The 25,759-nt window shown below is 69.3% G+C and carries 19 protein-coding genes; 6 read left to right on the top strand and 13 right to left on the bottom strand.

What is annotated here, in order from left to right; all coding sequences use genetic code 11:
* Positions 1-5: 5 nt before the first annotated feature.
* Positions 6-1,331 (top strand): PepSY-associated TM helix domain-containing protein, encoded by a 1,326-nt coding sequence (locus AC07N1_RS11810; RefSeq protein WP_494671995.1) that lies wholly within the window; start codon positions 6-8, stop codon positions 1,329-1,331.
* Between the two features lie 75 nt (positions 1,332-1,406).
* Here the strand turns inward: AC07N1_RS11810 and AC07N1_RS11805 are convergent, their stop codons facing one another.
* Entirely contained in the window at positions 1,407-1,823 is a 417-nt protein-coding gene (locus tag AC07N1_RS11805; RefSeq protein ID WP_494671994.1) for a DUF1801 domain-containing protein, read from the bottom strand.
* An 88-nt stretch (positions 1,824-1,911) separates the two neighbouring features.
* Between AC07N1_RS11805 and AC07N1_RS11800 the strand changes: the two genes are divergently transcribed.
* Positions 1,912-2,115 carry a hypothetical protein gene (locus AC07N1_RS11800; protein WP_494671993.1) on the top strand — a complete coding sequence of 68 codons (204 nt, stop codon included), beginning with the start codon at positions 1,912-1,914 and terminating at the stop codon, positions 2,113-2,115.
* 42 nt (positions 2,116-2,157) lie between these two features.
* On the opposite strand, the gene AC07N1_RS11795 is transcribed toward AC07N1_RS11800, so the two are convergent.
* Together AC07N1_RS11795 and fdxA are read right to left on the bottom strand one after the other, a co-directional pair.
* Entirely contained in the window at positions 2,158-2,664 is a 507-nt protein-coding gene (locus AC07N1_RS11795) for a CarD family transcriptional regulator (protein ID WP_110117731.1), read from the bottom strand.
* A 316-nt stretch (positions 2,665-2,980) separates the two neighbouring features.
* On the bottom strand, positions 2,981-3,322 hold the full coding sequence (gene fdxA, locus AC07N1_RS11790) for a ferredoxin FdxA (protein WP_101714978.1): 342 nt from the start codon (positions 3,320-3,322) through the stop codon (positions 2,981-2,983).
* Positions 3,323-3,595: 273 nt separating this feature from the next.
* Here fdxA and AC07N1_RS11785 point away from each other — a divergent pair, with 273 nt between their 5' ends.
* Positions 3,596-5,674 (top strand): putative bifunctional diguanylate cyclase/phosphodiesterase, encoded by a 2,079-nt coding sequence (locus AC07N1_RS11785; RefSeq protein ID WP_494671992.1) that lies wholly within the window; start codon positions 3,596-3,598, stop codon positions 5,672-5,674.
* Positions 5,675-5,850: 176 nt separating this feature from the next.
* Here the strand turns inward: AC07N1_RS11785 and AC07N1_RS11780 are convergent, their stop codons facing one another.
* From AC07N1_RS11780 to AC07N1_RS11770, 3 genes are all read right to left on the bottom strand, one after another.
* Positions 5,851-6,669 carry a hypothetical protein gene (locus AC07N1_RS11780; RefSeq protein WP_494671991.1) on the bottom strand — a complete coding sequence of 273 codons (819 nt, stop codon included), beginning with the start codon at positions 6,667-6,669 and terminating at the stop codon, positions 5,851-5,853.
* 136 nt (positions 6,670-6,805) lie between these two features.
* Positions 6,806-7,123, bottom strand: coding sequence for an RNA-binding S4 domain-containing protein (locus AC07N1_RS11775; RefSeq protein ID WP_494671990.1), 318 nt, complete (start codon positions 7,121-7,123; stop codon positions 6,806-6,808).
* Complete coding sequence (locus AC07N1_RS11770; RefSeq protein ID WP_494671989.1) at positions 7,120-9,708, bottom strand: helicase-related protein; 2,589 nt, start codon at positions 9,706-9,708, stop codon at positions 7,120-7,122. Before AC07N1_RS11770 ends, AC07N1_RS11775 begins: the two co-directional genes overlap by 4 nt.
* Positions 9,709-9,870: 162 nt before the next feature.
* On the opposite strand from AC07N1_RS11770, the gene AC07N1_RS11765 reads away from it, so the two are divergent.
* Positions 9,871-12,111 (top strand): ATP-binding protein, encoded by a 2,241-nt coding sequence (locus AC07N1_RS11765; RefSeq protein WP_494671988.1) that lies wholly within the window; start codon positions 9,871-9,873, stop codon positions 12,109-12,111.
* 7 nt (positions 12,112-12,118) lie between these two features.
* On the opposite strand, the gene AC07N1_RS11760 is transcribed toward AC07N1_RS11765, so the two are convergent.
* Positions 12,119-13,753 (bottom strand): amidohydrolase, encoded by a 1,635-nt coding sequence (locus tag AC07N1_RS11760; protein ID WP_494671987.1) that lies wholly within the window; start codon positions 13,751-13,753, stop codon positions 12,119-12,121.
* A 96-nt stretch (positions 13,754-13,849) separates the two neighbouring features.
* Between AC07N1_RS11760 and AC07N1_RS11755 the strand changes: the two genes are divergently transcribed.
* The gene (locus tag AC07N1_RS11755) at positions 13,850-14,422 is read left to right on the top strand and encodes a methylated-DNA--[protein]-cysteine S-methyltransferase (protein WP_494671986.1); all 573 of its coding nucleotides are present in this window, start codon (positions 13,850-13,852) and stop codon (positions 14,420-14,422) included.
* Positions 14,423-14,597: 175 nt separating this feature from the next.
* Positions 14,598-16,610 carry an alpha/beta hydrolase family protein gene (locus AC07N1_RS11750; RefSeq protein ID WP_494671985.1) on the top strand — a complete coding sequence of 671 codons (2,013 nt, stop codon included), beginning with the start codon at positions 14,598-14,600 and terminating at the stop codon, positions 16,608-16,610.
* Positions 16,611-16,722: 112 nt separating this feature from the next.
* Here AC07N1_RS11750 and AC07N1_RS11745 read toward each other — a convergent pair whose 3' ends face one another.
* From AC07N1_RS11745 to AC07N1_RS11720, 6 genes are all read right to left on the bottom strand, one after another.
* Entirely contained in the window at positions 16,723-17,880 is a 1,158-nt protein-coding gene (locus AC07N1_RS11745) for a hypothetical protein (protein WP_494671984.1), read from the bottom strand.
* 286 nt (positions 17,881-18,166) lie between these two features.
* Positions 18,167-21,214 carry a TonB-dependent receptor plug domain-containing protein gene (locus AC07N1_RS11740; protein WP_494671983.1) on the bottom strand — a complete coding sequence of 1,016 codons (3,048 nt, stop codon included), beginning with the start codon at positions 21,212-21,214 and terminating at the stop codon, positions 18,167-18,169.
* Between the two features lie 535 nt (positions 21,215-21,749).
* Complete coding sequence (locus tag AC07N1_RS11735; protein WP_494671982.1) at positions 21,750-22,118, bottom strand: response regulator; 369 nt, start codon at positions 22,116-22,118, stop codon at positions 21,750-21,752.
* A gap of 5 nt (positions 22,119-22,123) precedes the next feature.
* Positions 22,124-23,761 (bottom strand): HWE histidine kinase domain-containing protein, encoded by a 1,638-nt coding sequence (locus AC07N1_RS11730; RefSeq protein WP_494671981.1) that lies wholly within the window; start codon positions 23,759-23,761, stop codon positions 22,124-22,126.
* Between the two features lie 162 nt (positions 23,762-23,923).
* Entirely contained in the window at positions 23,924-25,039 is a 1,116-nt protein-coding gene (gene aroB / locus AC07N1_RS11725) for a 3-dehydroquinate synthase (protein ID WP_494671980.1), read from the bottom strand.
* On the bottom strand, positions 25,036-25,632 hold the full coding sequence (locus AC07N1_RS11720) for a shikimate kinase (protein ID WP_494671979.1): 597 nt from the start codon (positions 25,630-25,632) through the stop codon (positions 25,036-25,038). The genes aroB and AC07N1_RS11720 overlap by 4 nt, the downstream gene beginning before the upstream one ends.
* Positions 25,633-25,759: the final 127 nt, after the last annotated feature.

Below are 25,759 nucleotides of genomic sequence, written 5' to 3'. Positions count from 1 at the left end.
GCCGGATGGACGCGCGCAATCTGGAAACACCGTACGCGCCGGACGTCACGCCGGTCCCGCCGCCGCCCGCGGCCTCGGTGGCCAAGGCCGTGCGCGCCGCCGTGCGGCCGACCCTGACCTTCGTCCACCGCTGGGTGGGGCTGGTCATCGCCGGCTTCCTGTTCATCTCCGGGGTCACCGGCGCGGTGATCTCGTGGGACCACGAGCTGGACGACGTTCTCAATCCGCACCTGATGCACGCCAGGACCGATGGTCCGGCCCTGCCGACCCTCGACATCGTCAAGCAGGTCGAGGCGCGCGATCCCCGGGTGATCGTCTCGTACTTCCCGCTGACCGCCGAGCCGGGCGAGACTCTGGCCATCGGCGTCGACGCCCGCCAGGATCCCAAGACCGGCAAGCACTACGAGCTCGGCTACAACCAGGTGTTCATCGACCCGGCGACGGGCGTGGAGCAGGGACGGCGCGAGTGGGGGGCGGTCTGGCCGATCACCACCGAGACCTTCGTCTCGTTCCTCTACATGCTGCACTACACCCTGCACATTCCCGAGTTCTGGGGGATCGACCGCTGGGGGATCTGGCTGCTGGGCGGGGTGGCGGTGCTGTGGACGCTGGACTGCTTCGTCGGCTTCTACCTGACCCTGCCGGCCAGCCCCACCAACGGCCGCAAGCCGGCCAAGAGCTTCCTGAGCCGCTGGAAGCCGGCCTGGCAGATCAAGACCAAGGCCAGCGCCTACCGGATCAATTTCGACATCCACCGGGCCTTCGGCCTGTGGCTGTGGGGCGTGCTGTTCGTGGTGGCCTTCACGGCCTTCTCGCTGAACCTCTACAGCGAGGTGTTCTATCCGGTGATGTCGAAGATCTCGAAGGTCTCGCCGACGCCGTTCGACACCCGCGTGCCGACCAGCCACGACAACCCGATCCTGCCCCAGAAGACCTACGAGGCGATCATCGCCAAGGCCAGGACCGACGCCGCCGCGCGCGGCTTCACCGCCCCGGTGGGCGGGGCGTTCTACTCGCCGCACTACGGCGTCTACGGCGTGGCCTTCCACAAGGTGGGCGACGACCACGGGGCCGGCGGCGTGGGCCCGCCCTACCTCTATTACGACGGCGCCGACGGCCGCTATCTGGGCGAGCGCCTGCCTTGGAAGGGCACGGCCGCCGACATCTTCGTCCAGGCCCAGTTCCCGCTGCACTCGGGCCGGATCCTGGGCCTGCCCGGCCGCATCCTGATCTCGTTCACCGGCCTCGTCGTCGCCGCGCTCAGCGTCACGGGCGTGGTCATCTGGCTGAAGAAGCGCCGGGCGCGCGTGTTGCGCAGGAAGACGGCGTAGGACCGTTCGTCGAAGCCCCCATCGCCGTCATCCCGGAAAGCGCGCAGCGCTTATCCGGGATGACGAGCAAAAGGTTCAGCAGGTCACATGGCCGCTGCGCGTCCAGGCGGCCGAGGCTTCGGCGATTTCCCGCAGGACGGCCAGGTCCACGTCGGCCAGGCGCTTGACGTAGACGCAGCTGACAGCGGAGCGGTGCTTGCCCAGTTTCGCCAGCAGGGCCTCGCGCTCGGGAAAGTCCGAGGCGAAATAGAGCACCAGCTCGGTCTTGCGCGGCGAGAAGCCCAGCAGCGGCCAGTCCATCGGCTTGGCGCCGCCGGTCGAATAGGATCCGAAGCCGACGATCGAGGGTCCCCACATCACCGCCGGCGCGCCGGCGACCTCGGTCAGCAAGGCGCGGACGGTCTCGGCGTCGGCCCGGCGGGCCTCGGGGGAGGCAGCCAGGAAGTCGTCGACGCTGGCGTCCGTCGGGCGGGTCTTGGGTTCGGCGGCCATGGCGAAGACTCCGGTGCTGCCGATCGAGATTGAGCGCGATCGAATCTGCTGCCAAGCTGGCATGAGGCGGAGCGGCAGGGGGAGCTTCATGCTGATGCGATGGGCGACTGTGGCGCTGGCCGGCCTGGTGCTTTCGGCGTGCGCCTCCGACGGCTGTCCGCCCGGACAGCGCAAGGCGAGCCGCATCGTCGGCTACGAGACGTTCGCGGACGACGGCGGCGCCACCATCGTCGCCAATATCTGCGTGCCCAAGCGCCCTGGTCCGCCCCCCAACGAAAAACGCCCCCGGTGAACCGGGGGCGTCTTCGAAGACGTCGTCGTTGAGGCGCAGGCCTCAGGCGGCGGTCTTGACCAGCGACTTGGTCAGGATGCCGATCGCGGCTTCGCGGTCGATGCGCTCGATGGCGGCGACTTCGCGGGCCATGCGGTCCAGGGCCGATTCATAGAGCTGGCGCTCCGAATAGGACTGTTCCGGCTGGTTTTCGGCGCGGTGCAGGTCGCGGACCACCTCGGCGATCGACACCAGGTCGCCCGAGTTGATCTTGGCTTCGTATTCCTGGGCGCGACGCGACCACATGGTGCGCTTCACGCGGGCGCGGCCCTTCAGGGTGGTCAGGGCCTGATTGACGACGTCGCCTTCGGCCAGCGGGCGCAGGCCGGCGGCCTTGGCCTTCTTGGTCGGAACGCGAAGGGTCATCTTTTCGTGGTCGAAGGTGATGACGTAGACCTCGAGCGACATCCCGGCCACTTCCTGGGTCTCGATGCCCTGGATCGTCCCCACGCCGTGGGCGGGGTAGACGACGTGATCGCCGACCGAGAATTCCAGACCGCTCTTGCTCATTCGTTCGTCCTCATAAAATTGGGCTCGCGCCCAAAACGCCGTTTCCAAGCATCCCAAAAAGCGATAGCAACCCGTCCGTCGGAGAGGCGGGGCCAAGTCGGATCAGGATTTGGAGTGTCTCTTAAGTCACCCTTCGCCTTCGATCGGGCGAGCCGTTGAACGGCTGTCGTCTTCCACCAGACATGCAGGTGCGAGGGCGCATCCGTCACGTCGGAAGCGACAATAGCATAAAATTCAGCCTCATGAAAGGCTTGCGACCCGGCATGGGGTCGCGACGGCTGTAAACCAGCCGTGGAAACGGGGATTCAGGCCCGGATCAGGAGCCCTTGCCGGGCTTTTCGCTGAAGTACTTCTCGAACTTTCCGGTCTCGCGCTCGAAGTCGGCGCGGTCGGCCGGCGGCTCGCCCTTGACGGTGATGTTCGGCCAGACCTTGGCGTAGTCGGAGTTGATCCGCAGCCACTTGCCGTCGGCGTCGTCCTCGGTGTCCGGCTTGATGGCGTCGACCGGGCATTCCGGCTCGCAGACGCCGCAGTCGATGCATTCGTCGGGATTGATCACGAGGGTGTTCTCGCCCTCGTAGAAGCAGTCCACCGGGCACACCTCGACGCAGTCCATGAACTTGCAGCGGATGCAGGCGTCGGTGACGATGTAGGTCATCGGAACTTGGCGGCTTTCTGGAACGGACGGACGTAACGCGGCCGCGTTTTCGGAGCGACGGACGCGAATGTCAATGCGGCGCCGTGCGCGGCGGGGCCAGGATTTCTGACGACGCCCACAGACGGGCGCCCCCGGATGGGGCTTTGACCGCTCTTTGTCGGGCTTCCGACAATGAAGAACGGGGTTCGTCGAAAGATACCAATTCTTATGGAAGGCGTTTCACTGTGTAGTTGAGGATACGCCGCACGACAACGTCGGGAAGCCGACACCAGAATGACCAGCATGGCTCTTAAGACCGCTCCGCCGGCGATGGCGGAGGACATCAACGCGCAACTGCGGCTTCGAATGGCCTCGTTCGAGGCCTTCGTCGCGCATGCGCCGTTCGCGGCCGCGCTGATCGACCGGTCCGGCCGTCTGGCCGCCGTCAGCGCCGAGTGGCGCGACGAGGACCTGACCCCCAACCTGGCGCCGGGCGAGCCCTTCGCCCGCTGCCTGATGAATCTCGAGGACATCGAGAGCCTGGAGCGCTGTCTGGCGTCGGGCGAGCCGTTCTCGCGCTACCGGGCCCAGGTGGTGGAGGGCGCCCAGCGGATCTGGCGCAGCGAGTTCGCCGCCTGCCGCAGCGACGAGGGGATCATCTTCGCCGTCATCGTCACCGCCCGCGACGTCACCGGCTACGCCCAGACCGCGCTTAGGGCCGAGCGCAATGAGCAGCGGCTGAAGCTGGCGCTCGAGCTCGACGACCTGATGGTGCGCGAGGTCGATCTGAAGACCGGCGAGGTCTATGTCTCGGGCACCTGTCCCGAACTGGAGAGGTGGTGCCTGTTCGACGCCGATCCGCTGGAGATCGTGCACGAGGAGGACCGCGAGCGCATGGCCCAGATCATGCGCGCCCGCCGCGACGGCGAGGCGGCGGTGTTCGAGTTCCGCCTCAACCGCGACGACGGGATCGAGACCTGGGTGCGCTCGGTCGGCAAGCGCTTCCTCGGGGGCGACGGCAAGCCCGAGCGGCTGGTCAACCTGTTCAAGGACATCACCGACCGCCGCCGGCAGACCGAGGCTGTCGAGAACCTGGCCTTCCGCGATCCGCTGACCAGCCTGCCCAACCGGGCCTATTTCCAGCGCAAGTTCCAGGAGGCGGTCGACGCCTCGGAGATGGCCGGCGAGATCTTCGGCCTGATCATGATCGACGTCGATCACTTCAAGGACATCAACGACACCCTGGGCCACGACGCCGGCGACGCCCTGCTGCGGCGGCTGGCCGACGTGCTGCGCCACGCCTTCCGGGCCGGCGATACGGTGGCACGCCTGGGCGGCGACGAGTTCGCGGTGATCCTGCGCGGCCTGCACGGCGAGGGCGACATGCTGCGGCCGATCAAGGCCCTGCAGGAGCTGCTGCGCCAGCCGATCCAGCACGCCGGCCGCAGCTTCTCGGTCAGCGCCAGCATCGGCGCGGCCCTGCACGGCGATCCCGACGCCGACCCCAGCCACATCTTCAAGAACGCCGACATCGCCCTCTATCGGGCCAAGGACGAGGGCCGCAACCGCTCGATCCTGTTCGACCCGTCGATGCGCTCGGCCCTGGAGCAGCGGCTGGAGCTGCTGCGCGACGTGCGCGCGGCGATCGAGGCCGACGAGTTCATCCTCTACTACCAGCCGGTGATCGACCTGGAGAGCGGCAGCGTGGCCGGCTTCGAGGCGCTGATGCGCTGGGCCCACCCCGAGCAGGGCATCCTCACGCCCGATCGCTTCATGCCGGCCTTCGAGGACCAGGATCTGTCGCTCAAGCTCGGCGACGTGGCCTTCGAGACGGCGCTGAAGCAGATGCGGGCCTGGCTGGACGCCGGGATCGAATTCGGCCGGGTCGCGGTCAACATCTCGGCCGCCCAGTTCCGCTCCGGCCGCCTCGCCGAAGAGGTGCAGGAGCGCCTGGCCCGCTGGGGCGTGCCGTGCGACCGCCTGACCATCGAGGTCACCGAGCACGTCTACATGGGCTGGGCGTCCGACGTAGTCAGCGACACGGTGCGCAAGCTGCACGCGGCCGGGGTGATGATCGCGCTCGACGACTTCGGCACCGGCTACGCCAGCCTGGCCAACCTGCGGCAGTTCCCGATCGACCGGCTGAAGATCGACAAGGGCTTCGTCCAGAACGCCGAGGACGCGGCGATCGTGAAGGCGGTGATCACGCTCGGCTCTTCGATGGGCATGAAGGTGGTGGCCGAGGGCGTCGAGGACCTGGCCCAGCTGGAAGCCCTGGCCACCTACGGCTGCGACCAGGTGCAGGGCTACCACTTCAGCCGCCCGATGCCGCCCGAGAAGGTGCCGGGCTTCGTGGACGGGTTCTCGATCTAGGCTGCTGGCGGGAATGACGGGAGGAGAGGGGCGCGGCCATGAGATCCTCCCCCTCTGGGGGAGGTGGCCCGGAGGGCCGGAGGGGGGCCGTTTTCAGCTTCCGTAACGCCGGCCGGCGTCGCAGGGCGCGCTTCGCGGACACCTCTCCCTTCAGGGAGAGGGGCTCGGGGCGGCCCTTACTGCTTGCCCAGATCCAGCTTGCTGATCCGGCCCTGGTCGACGGCCCAGACCTCGTTCGGTCCCGTGCCGACGGCGATGGGCAGCTTGTAGAGCAGGCTGAGGAAGGCGTGGGTCTCGACCGGCGTCGGCGAGACGATGTGGGTGGCGAAGGCCATGACCGGCTGCTGGCCGGCCTTGGCCTTGGGGCGCTCCATCAGCAGGCACGACATCGACAGGGCGTCGACCCGGGTGACGGTCTTGCCGTCGGCGGCGACGCTGATGCGGTAATGGCCGCCGACCGGTATCGCGCCCTCGGCGGGTGAAGGCGCCAGCAGCCAGACGATGAAGCCGCCGCCCTGCGGGTCGCGGACGATGGCGGTGTTGTAGCCGGCGCGGCAGGTGGGCGGCTGGGCGGCGATGGCGGCCTGACGGGCCGAGAAGCTCAGGCGCTCCTCGTCGGTCAGCTTGCGGTCGGCCGGTTCGGTGACGGGGCCGGCGCCCTTGCCGTCGACCACCACGTCGTAGCCGATCTCCAGGCCGTTCCCCTTGTCGCGCAGGAAGCGGACCGTGGCCGTCTTGCCGTCGTCCTCGACCAGCCAGCCCCTGAGGCCCGCGCCCTGCAGGTCGGGGACCTTGTCGCCCAGGGCGTCGCTGGCCAGCCAGGCGGCGATGTCCTGGCGGTAGATGGCGCGGCCGAAGGCCTCGATCTGCGGCAGGTCGAAGGCGCGGATCGGCGTCGGCGGCTTGTTGGAGGGCGGGACGGGGGACTGGGCGTGGGCGACGCCGGTGAGCAACAGGGCCAGGCTGACGGCCACGGCCGAACGGAACGACGCCACGCGATGTACTCCCCCGATGAAACTCCACCGAAGGTAGCGGATGGCGCGGCGGCGTCTATGGCGAAGGTGGGGGCGCCCTTCCCATCTTCCCGTCATTCCCGCCACAAGGGCGGGAATGACGGGAGTTTATGAGGGGCTACCCCGCCACCGCCTCGTAAAGCCCCCGCGCCTCGGTCGCCGGCCCCCGGCGTTCGCCGCAGTCGAGGACGCGGACGTTCACCAGCCGTCCGCCGATGGCGAAGACCAGGACGTCGCCGGCCTTCAGCGAGCGGGAGGGCTTGTCGATGCGGCTTTCGGGCGAGCCGGCGCGGGTCAGGCGGATGCGGCCTTCGTCGACGAAGCGGGCGGCCATCGAGCGGGTCTTGAAGAAGCGGGCGCGCCACAGCCAGACGTCGGCGCGGCAGTGCTCCGCATGGTGTTCCCCGTGGTGGCCGTCGTGGTGCGCCTCGCTCATGAAGCGACCTGGTCGCGCGGGACGGCGATCGCCGGCTTGCGGCGGCGGGGCTTCTTGCGCCTCCCCGATGGGATCTGGGCCGAGGGAGCCGGAGGCGGCGGCTCGGTCAGCTTGGCCAGGGCGGCGAACGGCGAGTCCGGACGGGCCTTGACCGGCTTTGGCTCCAGCCGCTGGGCGCCGCGGCGCTTCCAGACGATCGGGGCGTCGGGCTTAGCGCGTACGGCCGGGGTGTAGTCGAGCGCGCGCAGCACCGAAGAGGCCTCGGCCGCGCTCCAGTCCAGGGTTTCCAGAGCCGCCGGGGTCAGCACCACGCCGCCGGGGCGCTGTTCGGCGCGCAGCAGGGCGTCGAGCTTTTCCAGGGTCTCGACCGGGACCAGGTGCTTGCCGGCGATACGCAGGCCGCTGGCGGCGAGCGTCCGGGGCGAGGGCGGTGGCGAGGGCAGGGCGCTCAGGCCGACGAGCGGGCCGCGCCAGCCGCCGGGGTCCAGCGCCCGGGCGCAGGCGATGGCTTCCGAGCGCAGCACGCCCGGCGAATAGAGCGAGAAGGCGCCGATGCGCACGCCCAGGCTTTTCAGCGTACGGCGCTCGGCCTGGCTGAGGGCCTTCAGTTCCGGATCGAGCGGCCGCTTGTCGAGCACGCCGCCGGCTTCCAGCAGGCGGTGGGCGACGCCGCGCGGCAGGCCGCGCAGATCGCCGCCGGCCAGGGCCTGCTGCAGCTTGCGCAGGGGCGCCAAATGGCGGTCGACTTCGGAGGCCAGGAAGGCGTCGAGCCGCCGTTCGGCCCGCTCGCGCGCCGGGAGGGGACCAAGCTCGCCCAGCAGGCGGGCGCGGGGCGACAGCAGGTCGCCGCCGGCGCGCACGGCCCCGGCCGCCTCGCCGCGCCACAGGATCATGCCGTCGGGCGTCAGGGCGAAGGCCTCGTCCGGCTCGGCGGCCAGCAGGCCCAGGCGCCTTGCGATCTCAGGTCCCACCGCCCGCTGGGCGGCGTTGCGCAGGGCCTTCTCTTCGAGCGGGCTGGCGCCCTTCTCAGCGATGAAGGTGACGCCGGTCAGCCGGCCGACCACATGGCCCTCGACGCTGATCTCGCCGTCGGCGGCGACGCCGGCCAGGATCGTCTCGCGCTCGCCCAACTGCTTCATCAGCACGCTGGTGCGGCGGTCGATGAACCGCGCCATCAGCTTTTCGTGCAGGGTGTCGCTGATCTTGTCTTCCAGCTCGCGGGTGCGGCCCTGCCAGTGGACGGGGTTGGCCAGCCAGTCGGGACGGTTGGCGATGTAGGAGAGGGTGCGCACGCCCGACAGCCGCGCGGCCAGGCTGTCGATCTCGCCGTCGGTGCGGTCCAGGGCCTTGAACTGGCCGTTGATCCAGTCTTCCGGCAGGCGCTTGCGGCCGGTGGTCAGGTCGTCGAACAGCGTCTTGACCATCCGCTGGTGGTCGTCGTCGGTGGTCTTGCGGAAGTCGGGGGTCTGGCAGACGTCCCACAGCTTCAGCAGGGCCGAGCGGTCGGACTTGCAGCGGGCGACGACGTCTTCATGCGTGGCCAGCTTGCGCAGGGTGCGCTCGTCCAGCGCCTCCTGGGAAAGGGTCAGGCCGTTGCGGTTCGGCGGCTCGGACAGCGAGCGCAGCAGGCCGGGCAGGTTGCCGAAGTCGAGGCGGGCGCTGCGCCACTCGGCGGCCATGACCGGCTGGAAGGCGTGCTCCTCGACGGCCTGGACCAGGTCCTCGTCCATCTCCTCGCAGTCGCCCGTCACGCCGAAGGTGCCGTCGCGGGTGTAGCGGCCGGCGCGGCCGGCGATCTGGCCCACCTCCTGCGGGTGCAGCCAGCGGGTGCGGCGGCCGTCGAACTTGCGAAGCCCGGCGAAGGCCACGTGGTCGACGTCCATGTTCAGGCCCATGCCGATGGCGTCGGTGGCCACCAGGAAGTCGACCTCGCCGCTCTGGTAGAGGGCGACCTGGGCGTTGCGGGTGCGGGGGCTGAGCGACCCCATGACCACGGCCGCCCCGCCCCGCTGGCGGCGGATCAGCTCGGCGATGGCGTAGACGGCGTCGGTGGAGAAGGCGACGACCGCCGTGCGCCGGGGCAGGCGGGTCAGCTTCTTGGAGCCGGCGTAGGACAGGTTGGAGAACCGCTCGCGGCCGACGATCTCGGCGTCGGGCAGCAGGCGGCGGACCAGCGGGGCCATGGTCGAGGCGCCCAGCAGCATGGTCTCGAACCGGCCGCGGGCGTGCAGCAGGCGGTGGGTGAAGATGTGGCCGCGCTCGGGATCGGCGCACAGCTGGATCTCGTCGATGGCCACGAAGTCGACCTCGCGGCCCAGCGGCATGGCCTCGACCGTGCAGACGAAATAGGCTGCGCGCGGCGGGACGATCTTCTCCTCGCCGGTGATCAGGGCGACGCTGGCCTTGCCGCGCAGCTTGACGATGCGGTCGTAGATCTCGCGCGCCAGCAGGCGCAGCGGCAGGCCGATCATCCCCGAGCCGTGACCGAGCATGCGCTCGACCGCCAGGTGGGTCTTGCCGGTGTTGGTGGGCCCCAGGACCGCGGTGAGCCGCGACGGGGCGAGGCCGGTGGAACGGTCGCTCATAGCCCCCCGAAAGTGGGACGGGATTCGGGGCGAGGCAAGCGTGGGCTTGGAAAGCCGTGATGCGACGATCCGTCGCCGGGGCCGTAAACCAAGCTTGTCCACGGCGGCGGCTATGACGGGCGTGGGATTCGCCCGTGTTCGCTTACCCTCGCCAAGGACGCCATGTTCGCCACGCTTCGGTGTTTGGATCAGCACGACCCGACGCTGGTGGTGTGGGCGCTCGTCGTCTGCCTGGCCTCGATGGCGGTTGGCGTGCACGCCTATCACCGGGGCGCGACGGCGGCGGGCGGCGCCCGCGGCGCCTGGATCCTGCTGACCGGGCTGGTGCTGGGCAGCGGGGTCTGGGCCACCCACTTCATCGCCATGCTGGGCTTCCAGCCCGGGCTGCGCCTGAGCTTCGACGAGCCGCTGACGGGGCTGTCGTTCGCCACGGCCCTGGCCGGTCTGGCCGGCGGCGCCGGCGTCGCCATGTGCGCCCGGGGACGCGCCCTGCGCGTGGTCGGCGGGGCGATCTGCGGCGGCGCCATCGCGGCCATGCACTTCGTCGGGGTTTCGGCGATGCGGCTGCCCGCCCTGCTGATCTGGCGGCCCGACCTGGTGGCGATGGCCATCCTGATCGCCGCGGGCCTGTCGGCGCTGGCCTTCCGCGACCTGAAACGCGAGACCGGCCTGAAGGGGCGCGTGGCCGCCATCCTGCTGCTGGCGGCGGCGGTCTGCGGCCTGCACTTCGTCGGCATGGGCGCGGTGACGCTGCTGCCGGTCGACGGCGTCGGCGAGGCCGGCCGCTTCACGCGCGACGAACTGGCCCGGTCGGTGATCGCCATGGTGACGATGATCGTGCTGGCGGGCCTGGGCATGCTGGTCACCCACCACATGGCCTCGCGCGCGGCGTTCGGAACCCTGCGCTCGGCCCTCAATCGCGCGCCGATCGGTCTGGGCTATTTCGGCCGCGACAGCCTGCTGCAGGTGTGGAACGCTACCCTGGCCGATTTCGCGCGGCCCTATGGCCTGGTGCTGGTGCGTGGCATGAGCCTGACCGAGATCGCCGAGCGGACCTCGTCGGACGCCGCTTCGCGACGGGCGGCCCAGGCCGTGCTCGACGCGGTAGGCGGCGGCGAATGGGTCTCGCCCGACATCTTTTCCTCGCCTGACGGCCGCTTCCAGTCGGTGAAGATCACCCCCTCCGACGACGGCGGCTACCTGCTGATCATTACCGACGTCACCGAGCATGTGACGGTGACCGACCGCGAGGTCGAGGCGCGGCGCCTGGCCGAGAGCGCCAGCCGCGCCAAGAGCGAGTTCCTGGCCAATATGAGCCACGAGATCCGCACGCCGCTGAACGGCATACTGGGCATGGTGCAGGTCATGGAGCGCGAGGCCCTGCATCCCGCCCAGGCCGACCGGCTGAAGGTGATCGGCGCGTCGGGCGGGGCGCTGCTGGAAATCCTCAACCACGTGCTGGACCTTTCGAAGATCGAGGCCGGCCGGATGGAGCTGGACGAGGCGCCGTTCGAGCTGGAGGCGACGCTGCGCCTGGCCCTGTCGCCCTACGCCCCGCTGGCCGCCGAGAAGGGGCTGAGCCTGTCGGCCAGCGTGGATCCGGCGGCGGTCGGCGCCTGGCGCGGCGACGCCGCGCGCATCCGCCAGATCCTCGGCAACCTGATCGCCAACGCCGTCAAGTTCACCGACGCGGGCGGGGTGGCGGTGTCGGTGGAGCGGCGGGAGACGGGCCTGCGGTTCAAGGTGGTCGACTCCGGCGAGGGGGTGTCGGCGCAGGACAGCGAGCGGATCTTCGTCGCCTTCACCCAGGCCGACGCCTCGGCCACCCGCCGCCATGGCGGCACAGGGCTGGGCCTGACCATCTCGCGCACCCTGGCCGAACGGATGGGCGGGAAGATCTGGCTGGAAAGCCGGCCGGGCGAGGGCGCGACCTTCGGCGTCGACCTGCCCCTGGAGGCGGCGCCCCGGCCCGAGGCCGCGCCGCGCGACGAGGCGCCGTCGGCGCCGCGGGGCGCGCTGCGCATCCTGGCGGCCGAGGACAACCCGGTGAACCAGACGGTGCTGACGGCCCTGCTGGAGCCGTTCGACATCGACCTGCGGCTGGTCGGCGACGGCCGGCAGGCGCTGGACGCCTATCTGGCCGATCCGTCGGTGGACCTGATCCTGATGGACGTGCAGATGCCCGTGCTCAACGGCCTGGCCGCCACCGAGGCGATCCGGCGGTTCGAGGCCTCCGCCGGCCTGGCGGCCGTGCCGATCATCGCCCTGACCGCCAACGCCATGGCCCACCAGGTCGAGACCTATTTCGCCGCCGGCATGACCGCCTTCGTCGCCAAGCCGGTGAAGCTGGGCGACCTGCTGTCGGCGATCGAGATGGCGACGCCGAGAGCCGACGCGGCTTAGGCAAAGCCTAGCGCTCGAACACCACCTTGCCGTCCACGATGGTCAGCACGGGCTGGGCTTTCAGGATCTCGGCCGGCTCGACCGTCATCAGGTCGCGATCGAAGACGGTGAGGTCCGCGGCCTTGCCGGCTTCGAGCACGCCGCGCTGCTGGTCGGCGAAGGCCGCATAGGCGGGCGCCCAGGTCAGCATGCGCAGGGCCTGGTCGCGGCTGACCGCTTCCTCGGGATGCCAGTCGGCGTTGGAGAAACCCGTCAGGCTCTTGCGGGCGACGGCGGCGTAGAACTCGATGCGCGGGTCGCCGACCTCGACGGGGGCGTCGGAGCCGGCGGCGGCGACCGCGCCGCTCTTCAGCATGTCGGCCCAGGCATAGGCGCCCTTCAGTCGTTCCTTGCCCAGGCGAGACGGCGCGAAATAGAGGTCGCCGATGGCGTGGCTGGGCTGCATCGAGGCGACGATCCCCAGCCTGGAGAAGCGAGGCAGGTCGGCGGCGTCGACCACCTGGGCGTGCTCGATGCGCCAGCGGCGGCCCGTATCTGGTCCCAGAACTTCGCCGAACCAGTCCAGCACCATGCGGTTGCCGCGATCGCCGATGGCGTGCATGGCGACCTGGGCGTCGACCGCTCTGGCCTGGCGCATCAGGGCCAGGCCCTGGTCGTGCTCGGTGAGGATCAGGCCCTGGCCCTCGGCGTCGCTGTAGGGCGTCAGAAGGGCCGCGCCGCGCGAGCCCAGGGCGCCGTCCATGTAGAGCTTGATGCCGCGCAGGCGGATCAGGCCGGTGGCGTCGGCGCTGGGGCCGGTCTTCAGCACCTCGGCCGCGCCGGACGGATCCATGTAGTTGTCGACGCGCAGGGAAAAGCGGCCCTCGGCGGCCAGCCGGCGCAGGATCTCCAGGTCCTCGGCCTCGACGCTCATGTTGCCCAGGCCCGTCCAGCCGCGGCTGGCGTAGAGCCGGCCGGCCGTCTCCAGCGCCTGGCGCTTGAGGGCCGGGGAGGGCGGCGGGATGACCCCTTCGACCAGGGCCTGGGCGTGGTCGATCAGCATGCCGGTGGGCTCGCCGGTCTCGTCCTTGAGAATCTGGCCGCCGGCGGGAGCTGCGGTGTCGCGGGTCACGCCGGCCTTGGCCAGGGCGGCGCTGGAGGCGACCACGGCGTGGCCGTCGGCGCGGCCCAGCACGACGATGCGGCCGGGGGCGGCGCGGTCGAGGTCGGCGCGGGCGGGGAAGCGCTTCTCCGGCCAGTGGGTCTCGATCCAGCCGCGGCCGTAGATCGGCGCATCGCCCGGATGGGCCTGGGCGTAGGCGCGGACGGCGGCGACCAGGGCCTCGACGGAGTCGGTCGTGTCGAGGTTGAGGGTCAGCTCGCGCAGGCCGATGCCGGTCAGGTGGGCGTGGGCGTCGACGAAGCCGGGATAGGCCGCCGCCCCCTTCAGGTCGATGTCGCGGGCGCCGGGGGCGGCCCTGGCGCGGGCGGTCGCCAGCGGGCCGACGAAGGCAATCGTCCGATCACGGATCAGCACCGCCTCGGCGCTCGGCGCGGCGGCGACGCCGGTGTGGATCGGCCCGCCGTGCACCAGGATGTCGCCGGCGAGCGCCGGAGCAGCGGAGAAGAGCAGGGCGGCGGCGAGCGGGACGAGGCGGCGCAAGGGCGATCTCCGGAACCTGGGCGGGGAGAAGAGCATGACCGTGGAAAGGTAGAAGGCCCGGCTCGCAACCTGCAACAGCGGTGTTAATCTGCGCCCATGGGACAGGGCTTCATGCTTTTCGAGACGGCGATCGGCCGTTGCGGCCTGGCTTGGGCTGCCGGCGGGCTGGTCGGCGTGCAGCTGCCCGAGGCCGGCCCCGGCGCGACCTGGGCCCGGCTGCGCAGGCGCTATCCCGACGCCGCCGAGACCGCGCCGCCGCCCGAGATCGACCTCGTCGCCGACCGCATCATCGACCTGCTGGCGGGCGGTCGCGACGACCTGGCCGACGTGTCGCTGGACCTCGCCGTGGTGCAGCCCTTCAACCGCCGGGTCTACGAGATCGCCCGCGCCATCCGGCCCGGCGAGACCTCGACCTACGGCCAGGTGGCCAGGGCCATGGGCGAGCCGGGGGCGATGCGGGCGGTGGGCAAGGCCCTGGGCGAGAACCCCTGGCCGATCGTCGTGCCCTGCCACCGGGTGCTGGGCGCGGACGGCCGGATTGGCGGTTTCAGCGCCGACGGCGGGGCCGAGACCAAGGCCCGGCTGCTGACGATCGAGCGAGCGCGGGTCAACGACGTGCCCACCCTGTTCGACCTGGAATTCTCGGTGGCGCCGCCGAAGGGGCGCTGAACGCGCGGCTTTCGGCGCGGTGGACGCGTCGCGGGGGAAATTTCCCCTACGAACAGCGTGTAACGCGAGTGAATCTATTGAAAGTGCACGTCGAATGCGGTTGCATCATTGCAACAACCCGGCGGGGGCCGGGTCAGCGTTACGGAGACGTGTTTTGAAGAGAGTACTGGGGGCAGTGGCCGCGAGCGCCCTGCTGTGGGTCGCCGGCGGGGCGGCCATGGCGCAGCCGAAGGTTCCGACCATCGAGCAACTGGCGGCTTTCCCGCGGATGGCCAGCTTCACGGTCTCGCCGGACGGCAAGCACATGGCTGCGCTCGAGGCGCGCGGCGAGGACCGGGTCATCCTGGTGTGGGACACCGCCAACCTCGGCAAGAAGCCGACGGTGATCGGCGCCAAGTCGATGAAGATCCAGGCGGTCGAGTTCGTGAAGAACGACATCCTGGCCGTCTCGATGTGGCAGCCCTACGACCTCAAGCAGCTGACCACGACCAAGTCGTTCGTCGGCATGCTCATGCTGACCGATCTCGAGGGCAAGACCTGGCGGGAACCGCTGGCCCGGCCCCGCGCCAAGAGCGAGGACGAGGAGCTGGAGCAGGCGCTGTCGCAGCCCGACGTTCTGGACATCCTGCCCAACGACCCTGACCACATCATCGTGGTCAACAATTCGGGCGTGAATTCCGGCGACGTCTATCGGGTGAACGTGCGCAACGGCCGCTCCGAGCGGATCCAGCGCGCCGACGCCAAGACGGCCGGCTACATCACCGACCTGGAAGGCAACCTGCGGGCCCGCAGCCGCGGCGGCACCGACGCCACCGGCGCCTTCATCTCGACCGAGATCCGCAACGCCAAGGGCGACTGGGAAGAGATCGCCAAGAGCTACGCCAAGGATCGCGAAATCTTCTCCTTCGTCGGCTTCTCGAAGGATCCCAACATCGCCTACATCCTGTCCAACCGCGGGCGGGACAAGGCGGCGATCTACGAATACGACATCGCCGCGCGGAAGCTGGGCGCCCTGGCCTTCGAGCACAAGTTCTTCGACGCCGCGGGCGTGTCGACCTGGCCGATCAAGGACGATCACTTCGGCGAGATGATCGGCTTCCGCTACGAAGGGCCGCGTTCCGACCAGGTGCTGCAGTCCGACCGCATCGCCGGCCTGAAGTCGGCGCTGGACCAGGCGCTGGAGGTGAAGGCCACCCCGATCACCTTCGTCGACCCGGCGACCGGCGCCAAGGCCAACACGACCTATCCGGTGGCCCGCTACAGCCAGCTGATCTCCTACTCGAACGACCTCAACACCGTGGTCGCCTGGGTGGGCGGTCCCAACGATCCCGGCGCCTACTACCTGCTGAAGAACAAGAAGGAGCTGTCGCTTCTGTCCAAGCCGCATCCGGACCTCGACCCGGCCGCGCTCGGCTCCAGCACCCTGGTCTATTACAAGGCCCGCGACGGGCTCGACATTCCGGCCTTCCTGACCACGCCGTCCAAGGCGCTCTACGGTGAAGGCCCGTGGCCGACGGTGATCCTGCCGCACGGCGGCCCGTGGGCCCGCGACCACCTGGAATGGGACTGGTCGATGTGGCCGCAGATGCTGGCCTCGCGCGGCTACGCCGTGCTGCAGCCGCAGTACCGCGCCACGTCGGACGGCTGGGGCAAGAAGCTCTGGACCGCCGGCGACCGCGAGTGGGGCGGCAAGATGCAGGACGACAAGGACGACGGCGCCAAGTGGCTGATCGACACCAAGGTCGCCAAGCCGGGCCACATCGCCATGTTCGGCTTCTCCTACGGCGGCTACGCGGCCATGGACGCCGCGGTGCGCCCGAACGGCATCTACAAGTGCGCCATCGCCGGGGCCGGGGTGTCCGACATCGGCCGGATCTGGTCGCGCTTCTATACCAACCCCTACTACCGCGACGCCCAGGCGCCGACGGTGAAGGGCGTCAGCCCGCTGGACTACGCCGACAAGATCTCGATCCCGATCATGGTCTATCACGGGGTACGCGACCGGACCGTGCCGATCGAGCAGTCGGAATGGTTCGTCAAGAAGGCCAAGGCCGCCGGCAAGGACGTCGAGTACCACGAGTTCGTCGACTACGCCCACGGCCCGGCCTGGACGCGCGAGCTCTTCGGCCAGCAGCTGAAGATCATCGACGACTACTTCAAAACCGGCTGCGGCGGCTCGGGGCTGTAACGCTCCGACCCTGACGACGTCGAAAGGCGCCGCTCCTTCGGGGCGGCGCCTTTTTCTTTGCGCGCTGAGGCTGATGCGGCCGCCCCCGAAGGGGCGGCCGTCCCGGGAGCCGTCAGACCCGGTTGCCGGTCGAGGCCGGATTGGTCGCCCCGGTCTGGGCGCCCAGCAGGTTGTTTCGGAGGTCGTTGCCGACCAGCAGGACCTCGGCGTTCGTGACCACGCCCCAGTCCTGTTGCCCGCCCCATTCGCGGACCCGCACGCCGGTGACCACGCCCGTGCCGTTCTGGAAGAAGTAGAGGCCGTTGGCGCGGCCGGTCACCTTGCGCCGGCCGTTGGCGATGAACTGGCCGCCGGTGACCGTCACGTCCGGACAGTTGGCCAGCATGCCGTCGAGACCATTGTTGGTGACGATGGTCGGGCCGACCTGGACCTGGCGATTGTGGTCGGAGAGGTAGATGCCGCATTCCTGGGCCAGCTCGATGAAGCCGGGCCGCACCAGGTGCAGGCTGCCCCAGGTGTCGAGATAGATCCCGTGGCCCAGGTCCTCGCCATAGAAGCCGCCGTCGATGCGGATGCTGGCGATGGGGTTGGTCTGCAGGCCGTAGGCCGCCACGCCGTGGCCGCCGTTCTTGTAGGTGACGCAGGTCTCCAGCGCCCCGACCGGAGTGGCGGGCGCCGTGCCCTGGGTGGCGTAGCGATAGCCGTCGCCGCCGTTGAGCGCGGCGTTGCACTTGGTCAGGTAGTACTGCAGCGGGTTGGTGGAATAGGCGCTGTCGGCCTTGAAGCTGAAGCCGTGCGAGACGTTGCTGACCGCGCCGCAGTTCACGAACAGCGTGTAGGCCGTCATGCCCAGGTTCCAGCCGATGTGGTTGAAGTTGCAGCGCACGTTGGTGACCACGCCGTTGTCCCAGCTGTAGTTGGCCGCGACCTCCAGCTTGATCCCGTCGCCGCCCGGCTGGGGCGTGGTGCCGACGTGATCGGCGGTGAAGTCCATCAGCGTCACGTAGTCGGTGGCGGCGGGGATCAGGATCACCGGAGCCGAGGCGTTGGTGGAGCGGATGGTGGTGACGCCGATCCCGCAGCCCTTCAGCGACAGGCCGCGCTTGGGGTTCTGGGTCGGCAGCGGCGCGATGACCACGGGCGCGCTGACGGTATAGACCCGCGCCAGCATGCGAACGTCGTTGGAGGCGTCGAAGGCGCGTTTGAAGCTCTGGGTGTCGTCCAGATCGCCGGGCAGCTTGTGGTCATCGACGAAGGTGTAGTTAGCCATTGAAAATCTCCAAATCTTTTAAGGGTTTCCAAGGCGGCGGCATGGACCCCGAAATTGGGCCCGGCCGTGATCGCCGCCTCGGCTGACGTGATCAATCTAGGGAACGGGGGCGTCAGACTCGGTCGCAATCGTTCTTTATTTGTTCTTGTCGGAGCGGCCTCGTCCCGGGAGACCGGATAGGCGGGAGGAGGGCGAGAGCTTCTGGCGGCCCCAGGCGATGAAGCGGCCAAAGAAAAAGGGGCGGCCCTTGCGGACCGCCCCTTCTCCAGTCGTCTTCAGCCGAAGCTTAGAACGACTTCACGAGGTTCACGAACATCGAACGGCCGCGGTTGTCGTAGCCGCTGTAGAGCTGGCTGCTGCCGACGCGCGGAACGCTCAGGCCGTACGAGATGATCGGCGGCTCTTCGCCGAAGATGTTGTTGACGCCGACGGTGGCTTCCCAGTCGTTCTTGCCCTTGAACTGCACCGAAGCGCTGTGTTCGAAGTAAGCTTCGACCTTGGTGTGGTACGGATCGACGCTGGGGTCGATGCCGTTCAGGCGAGCCGCGTCGGTGGCCGACACGTAGTCGACGCCCCAACGGAAGATCCAGTCCTTCCACTCGTAGCGCATGTCGAAGTCGCCGACCCACTTCGGATAGCCGGGGAAGCCGGCGTATTCGTCGGCCGCATCGGTTTCGTTCAGGCGGTAGGTCTGGCTCTTCATGTTCGTCGCGCGCAGGGTCGAGACGAAACGGCCTTCAAGGATGTCGCGCGTGTAGCGGATGGTGAAGTCGAAGCCTTCGACACCCTGGCTGGCGATGTTGACGTAGTTGTCGACGAAGTAGGTCAGGTTGCCGGTGGTGCTGTTACGAGCGGCCACGAAGTCGCAGAGACCGCCGCCCGGACGGAAGTCCGGATCGTTGTAGCAGCCGCTGAGGATCGCGGTGCCGAAGTTGGCGACCTGATCGCGGATCTTGATCTCGAAGTAGTCGACCGCGAACGACAGGTTCAGGCCGTCCGGCTGGATGACGAAGCCGAGGGTCTTGGCCTTCGACTTTTCGGCGTCCAGGTCGGGGTTGCCCGAGCTGTAGACCTGCGGGCCGCCGGTCGGCAGCCAGGTGGCCGCGGCGCTGGCGCCCAGCAGGGCGGTCAGTTCGGCGGCGCAGTTCTGGCGACGGATCGAGGCCGCGGCCAGGTTCTGATACTGGTAGCAGGGGTCGCTGGTCGTGCCGTAGAAGCCCGACTGGCCGCCCAGGGTGCGTTCGAAGATGCCAGGGGCGCGGAACGAGGTGCCCGTGGTGCCGCGCAGTTTCAGCCAGTCAACCGGCGTCCAGGTCAGACCCACCTTGTAGGTGTCGTTCGAACCGTAGGAGTCGTAGTTGGTGTGACGGGCCGACAGCGAGGCGTCCAGCGACTTGGCGAACGGTTGGTTGGCCAGCAGCGGAACGTTGATTTCGCCGAACACTTCCCAGATGTCGTCCTTGCCCCGGGTCGGGGTGGCCGAGGTCAGGTTGTAGAGCGAGCGGGTCTGGCTCTCGATCGGCGGGCTGTCGTTCAGCTCGTCGTGACGCAGCTCGACGCCGAAGGCCGCGCCCACCTTGCCGGCCGGCAGGGTGAACAGGTCGCCGTCGATCGCGAACTGGAAGGTCGTCTGCTCGTAGCTGGTGCTGCCGGTGACGTCCTTGAACAGCCACGAGCGCAGGGCTTGCGGGATGTCCGTGCCGTTCAGGGCGTTCTCGGTCAGCAGGTTGGCCGGGACGCACTGCGGGTTCGAGTTGCCGACGTTGCTGGCGCAGGTGTAGGTGCCGCCGGCGCCGACCGTGCCCGCCGGAGCGGTGATGGTGTAAGCGGCGGGGGTGCCGGCCGGGGCGTTGACCAGGTTCAGCGACTGGCGGATGCGGTCGGTGATGAAGCTCTGGAAGGTGTAGCTGGCGTCCGACTTGGCGAACATCAGGTTGGCGTCGTAGCGCCAGTTGCCGAAGCCCAGGTCGCCGCGGATACCGGCCGAGGCGCGGTAGTAGTCGACTTCCTGCGAGGACTTGTCGTTACCCCAGAAGATGAAGGGGTTGATGAACTGGAAGCCGGCGGCCGCCAGGGTGGTCGGGAACAGCGGGTTGTTCGCGCCGTAGGTCGGGGCGTTGTAGTAGTAGCCCAGACGCTCGCTGCCGAACGGATCCAGCGACAGCTGGCGGCTGCCGACCTGGCTCGATTCGCGGCGGGTGTAGAGGAGTTCGCCGTAGGCTTCGGCGTTGCCCAGGATGCCCAGGTCATAGTTGCCGTTGCCGTAGAAGGTGTAGTTCCGCACCGGCGAGAACATGTCTTCTTCGTTCTGCAGCGGATTGGCCAGCGGACGCGAGTCGGTCGAGGCGACGTTGCGCCAGCCGTTGTAGCTGAGGGCCGTCGAGGTGCCGGTGCCGGTGTAGCTGCCGACGAAGCCGGGCTCCGAGGTCAGGGTCGTGCGCGAACCGGTGCTCGTGCGCCAGGCGCCGATGTAGTCGTGCGCGACGCCGCCGCCGTAGTTGATGCCGTTACAACGGATGTTGCCCGAGCCGTCCGGCAGCTTGTCGTCATAGACGAAGCCGTCGGCGGGATCGATCAGGTAGCCGCGGCCGCAGGCGGCCCATTCGCGATCCTTGATCTTGATGCGCTCGCCGCGCAGGTGCTCGAACGAGACCGAGATGTTGCCGCGGTCGAAGGTCTTGCCGGCCACGACCGAGGCGCGGTACTGGGCGCCGCCGCCGTCGAACGTCTGGTCGGTGAAGCCCTCGAAGGTCACGCCGTCGATGTCGTTGCGGGTGATGATGTTCACGACGCCGGCGACGGCGTCCGAACCGTAGACCGACGAGGCGCCGTCCTTCAGGATTTCGATGCGCTCGACCATGGCCGAGGGCAGGGTGTTCAGGTCGGCCTGGCCGACCTGGCCGCGCGTACCGGCCGGAGCCAGGCGGCGACCGTTCAGCAGCACCAGGGTGCGGACGGCGCCGAGGCCGCGCAGGCTGAGGGTGTTGGCGCCCGGGCCGCCTTCGGTGACGAAGCCGAGGAAGGCGTTGTCGACCTGGGCCGCGCCCGAGGTGACCGTGCCGCCCTGCAGGATTTCGGCGGTCGAGGCCGTACCGGCCAGAACCGATTCCGAACGGGTGATGATCTGCACCGGCGAGGCCGAGCTGAACTCGTCGCGACGGATGCGCGAACCGGTGACGACGATGCTGTCGACTTCCGTCGGCTCAGCCTTCTTCGTCTCTTCCTTCTTCGCTTCGGTCGTTTGGGCCGACGCGATCGCCGGCGTCATCGCCATGGTCGCGGCCACGAGGCCGGCGATCATCGACGAGCCGAGCAAAACCTTCTTGTCTATCATATGGAGCAAATCCCCAGCTGCTCTTGAACAGGGCACCGGCCGCGCTGTCCCAAGCGATGGCCGTGCAAGCGGAGGTTACCAATCCGCAATGATCGACCCTAACAAGCGCGTCGCAACCGGCAACCGGCTTTGCAACTTTTTGCCCGGTTTCGATGTCAGCCGTTACAATATCGCCACACTTCGGTCACGGGCGCCACAACAGTGGTCGACCTTGGCCACAATTGGCGACAGCCGCAATTTTGGCTTGCGGCGCATATCCGTCGCCGTTCCGTACGCTGCATAACGTCGTTTTTTCGGAAACCGCCCAGCAGCCTTGGGGATTTTGGCCGCGTGCAAGGCTCGAAATGCGAGGTCGCACGGTCTCGCCCGCTTTCCGTGGCGGGAAGGCGGCGGGGCATAGTCATCTTTTGACCACGCTTCAGCCGGGGCGGCTTGGGTGCGCGTCGCCAATTATGGGATAAATTTTGGAATTATTTTTCGCGTGCGTTCCGGGCGAGCCGCGACTCGCCCGGACGCGCTGGCGTTGAGCGGAGGCTCAGACCGCCTGGGCGGCCAGGCCTTCCAGCACGCGGCGCAGGTCGGCTTCGCGGAACGGCTTCTGCAGCACGGCCGCGCCCTTGTGCGGCTCGGTCAGGCCCGCCTCGCCGTAGCCGCTGGCGAAGGCGAACGGCACGCCGCGCGCCTTCAGGGCGTCGGCGACCGGGAAAATCGGGCGTCCGCCCAGATTGACGTCGAGCAGGGCCGCGTCGATCTCTGCCGAACCGGCCAGGCGCAGGGCTTCCTCGATCTCGGCGGCCGGACCGACCACCTCGCAGCCGAGATCGCCGAGCATGTCCTCGACCAGCATCGAGACCAGGGCCTCGTCTTCGACCACCAGAACCTTCAGGGCGGCGAGGGTCTTCATCTGTTTCACGGCTCCAGGGCGGCCAAGGGCAGCGTCATCGCGCAGACCAGGCCAGATTGATCATAGGCGAGACGGACCACGCCGGACAACTCGCCGGCGAGGCCCTTCTCGAGAAGGCGGGCGCCGAACCCGCGACGGGTCGGCGGAGGGACGGGCGGGCCGCCGCTCTCGGTCCAGCGCAGGCGCAGGCGGGCGGGGGCGTCGGGCGAGGCGGGCTCGGTCGACCAGCTTACGGCCACGCGGCCGTCGGGCGTCGACAGGGCGCCGTACTTGGCGGCGTTGGTGGCCAGCTCGTGCACGGCCATGCCGACCGCCACGGTGGCCTTGGGATTGAGCCGCAGGTCGCGGGCGTAGTCGAAGTCCAGCCGTTCAAGGCCGCCGAAGGCTTCCAGCTCGGCGTCGACGATCTCGCGCAGGCTGGCGCTCTCCCAGTTCTGCTCGGTCAGCAGGTTGTGGGTCTGTGAGAGGGCGATCAGCCGGGCCTCGAAGGCTTCGCGGAAGGCGTCCAGGTCGCTGGCCGCGCGCAGGGTCTGGGCGGCCATCGACTGGACGGTGACCAGGGTGTTCTTGACGCGATGGTTCAGCTCGTTGAGCAGCAGGCGCTGGCGCTCCTCGGCCCGCTTGCGCTCGGTGACGTCCAGCGACACGCCGGCCATGCGCCGAACGCCGCCGGCCGCCGTCCCGCCCTCGGGCGCTTCATCGCGAACCGCGGCGCGGCCCCGGGCGTGCACCCAGCGGGTTTCGCCGCAGGGGATCACCACCCGGTATTCGATGTCGTAGTCGCCGCCGGTGCGGATGGCCTCTTCCATGGCCGCCAGCATGCGGTCGCGATCGCTGGCGTGGATGGTCGCCACCAGGTCGTCGAAGCCGAAGTCCTCGTCGGAGGTGCGGCCGTAGTTCGACTTGCAGATGTCGGAGGCCTCGTAGGCGCGGGTCTCGACGTCGAGCTCCCAAGAGCCCAGCCGGCCCGAATCGAGGGCGAACTTCAGCCGCTCCTCGGCGCGGCGGCGTTCGGTGAGTTCGCGGTCGCCGGCCTCGCCGGCCCGGTTCCACTCGATGGCGACGGCGGCCTGGGCGGCCAGGCCCATGATCACGGTCTCGGCTCGGGTATCGAAACGGCCCGGTTCGCGGTGGCCGAAGAGCAGCCCGCCCAGCACCAGGCCGTCGACCGTCTTGACCGGCGCGGCCAGGTAGCTGCGCACAGGCAGGTGGCCCTCGGGCATGCCCTGGTAAGGCGCGTTCAGGCCGTAGCGCGGATCGATGGTGATGTCGTCGGCGCGAACCACCCCGACGCCGTCGAAGGTGGGGGCGAAGACCGCCGTCTTGCGCACCATCGGGAAGTGGGCGAAGGCCTGGGGCGGGGCGCCGGCCAGGGCGTAGAGCATGTAGTTTTCGCCGGTCTCGTCGGCGACGGTGTAGAAGAAGGCTCCGAACTGGGCGCCGATCAGCTCGACCCCGCCGTCGATCACCGCCTGGACGGTCTCGCCCAGGCTCTGGTGCGCGCCGATGGCCGCCGCGATCCGGCTGAAAGCCTGGTTGCGGCGCACTTCCTCGGCATGAGCTTGCTGGGCCTCGGCCAGGCGCCGGCGGAGATCGGCGATCTCCTCGGTCGCGGCGCGTGCGTCAGCCTCCAAAACGGTCACCCCTGGGCTCCCCCTAGACCCCACGCCGACGAAGCGGCGCGTCGTCGTCAACGCACCGGATGCGGACCGGTTCCGGTTCGCCGGCAGAAAGCTTGACCATTGTGCGGATGCGGCGCCAAGGGGCGCCGGGGCGGCGGCTGTGGACGAAACCTGACCTGCTGGTCAGCCGGTCGCGCCTTCGGCCAGCAGGAAGGCGCGCAGCGGGGCCGGATCGACGCCCTTGGCGACGAACGCATCACCGATGGCGCGGACCAGCACGAAGGTCAGGGCGCCGCCCTCGGCCTTCTTGTCCTGGCCCATGTGGGCGATCAGGGCGTCGGCGCCGAAGGGCTCGGCGCGTACGTCCGACATCTTGGTCGGCAGGCCGGCGGCCTTGATGGCGGCCTCGGCGCGGACGGCGTCCTGGGCCGAGCACAGGCCTTGCGAGGCCGAGAAGCGGAAGGCCTGGGCCATGCCGACCCCGACGGCCTCGCCGTGCTTGAGCGCGTCGCCGAAGCCCATCTCGGCCTCGATCGCGTGGCCGAAGGTGTGGCCGAGGTTCAGCAGGGCGCGGCGGCCGGCCTCCTTCTCGTCCTCGGCGACGATCTCGGCCTTCATCTCGACGCTGCGGCCGACGGCGCGGACCAGGGCCTCGGTGTCGCGCTCCAGAACGGCGTGGACGTGCTTTTCCAGCCACTCGAAGAAGTCGAAGTCGCCCAGCAGGCCGTACTTGACCACCTCGGCATAGCCGCAGGCCAGCTCGCGGGCCGGCAGGGTGGCCAGCACGTCGAGGTCGGCGAGCACCAGGCGCGGCTGGTGGAAGGCGCCGATCAGGTTCTTGCCGAGGGGAGTGTCGATGGCGGTCTTGCCGCCGACCGAGCTGTCGACCTGGGCCAGCAGGGTGGTCGGGATCTGGATGAAGTCGACGCCGCGCTTGTAGATCGCCGCGGCGAAGCCGGCGAGGTCGCCGATCACGCCGCCGCCGAAGGCCACGATCATGTCGCCGCGGTCCAGCGCCAGGGCCAGCAGTTGGTCCGACAGGTGGGCCAGGCCCTCGAAGCTCTTGGTCTCCTCGCCCGGGGGCAGGACGATGACGTCGACCGAGGCGCCGGCCTTCTCCAGCGACACCGCCAGCCGCTCGACATGGTGCTCGCCGACATTGGCGTCGGTGACCACGGCGCAGCGCTTGCGCTTGGACAGGAACGGCAGGACGTGCTCGCCGGCCTTGTCGATCAGGCCCGTGCCGATGACGACGTCGTAGGCGCGATCGCCCAGGCCCACGGAAACGGTGCGGATCACGGCTGTGCTCTTTCAGAGGTATTGGCGGAACCGGACGCGGCGGCGAGGCGGCCCTGCAGGGCGGCGATCACGGCTTCGACGGCCACCATGTGGGGCGTGTCGCCGGTCTCGACGGTCAGGTGGGCCTCGCCATAGGCGGGATAGCGGGCGGCGGCCTGTTCTCGCAGGACGTCCATCGGGTCGCGGTTCTTCAGCAGCGGCCGGCCGTCCTTGCGGCCGACGCGGCGGGCCAGCAGTTCCAGGTCGGCCTTGAGCCAGACGGCGATGGCCTTGTCCTTGATCAGGGCGCGGGTCTCGGCGTTGACGAAGGCGCCGCCGCCGGTGGCCAGCACGTGGGGCGGATCCTCCAGCAGGCGGGCGATCACCCGCCGCTCGCCGTCGCGGAAGGCGGCCTCGCCCATCTCGGCGAAGATCTCGGGAATGCCGCGGCCGGCGGCGCGCTCGACCTCGTTGTCGGCGTCGCGGAACGGCAGGTCGAGGGTCTGGGCCAGCCGCCGGCCGACGCTGGACTTGCCCACGCCCATCAGTCCGACCAGCACGATGGTCTGGTCACGGAGCTCTGGATGGCGCGGGGCGGCGAGGTCGGCGGTCATGATCGATCCCCCCGATACACGACCCGGGCCGCCGCCGCCACGCCCAGGGTTCCGCTTATTCCTGGGGCGGGCGTTAGTTTTGCGGCAGGGGAGGCTGGATCGGCGCGTGGTTTTCGCCGTCGCGGCG

It is taken from the genome of Caulobacter sp. GW821-FHT09B11 (assembly GCF_059418205.1).
Note: the sequence above shows the minus strand (reverse complement) of the source record. Positions and strands in the feature narration are given on the sequence as shown.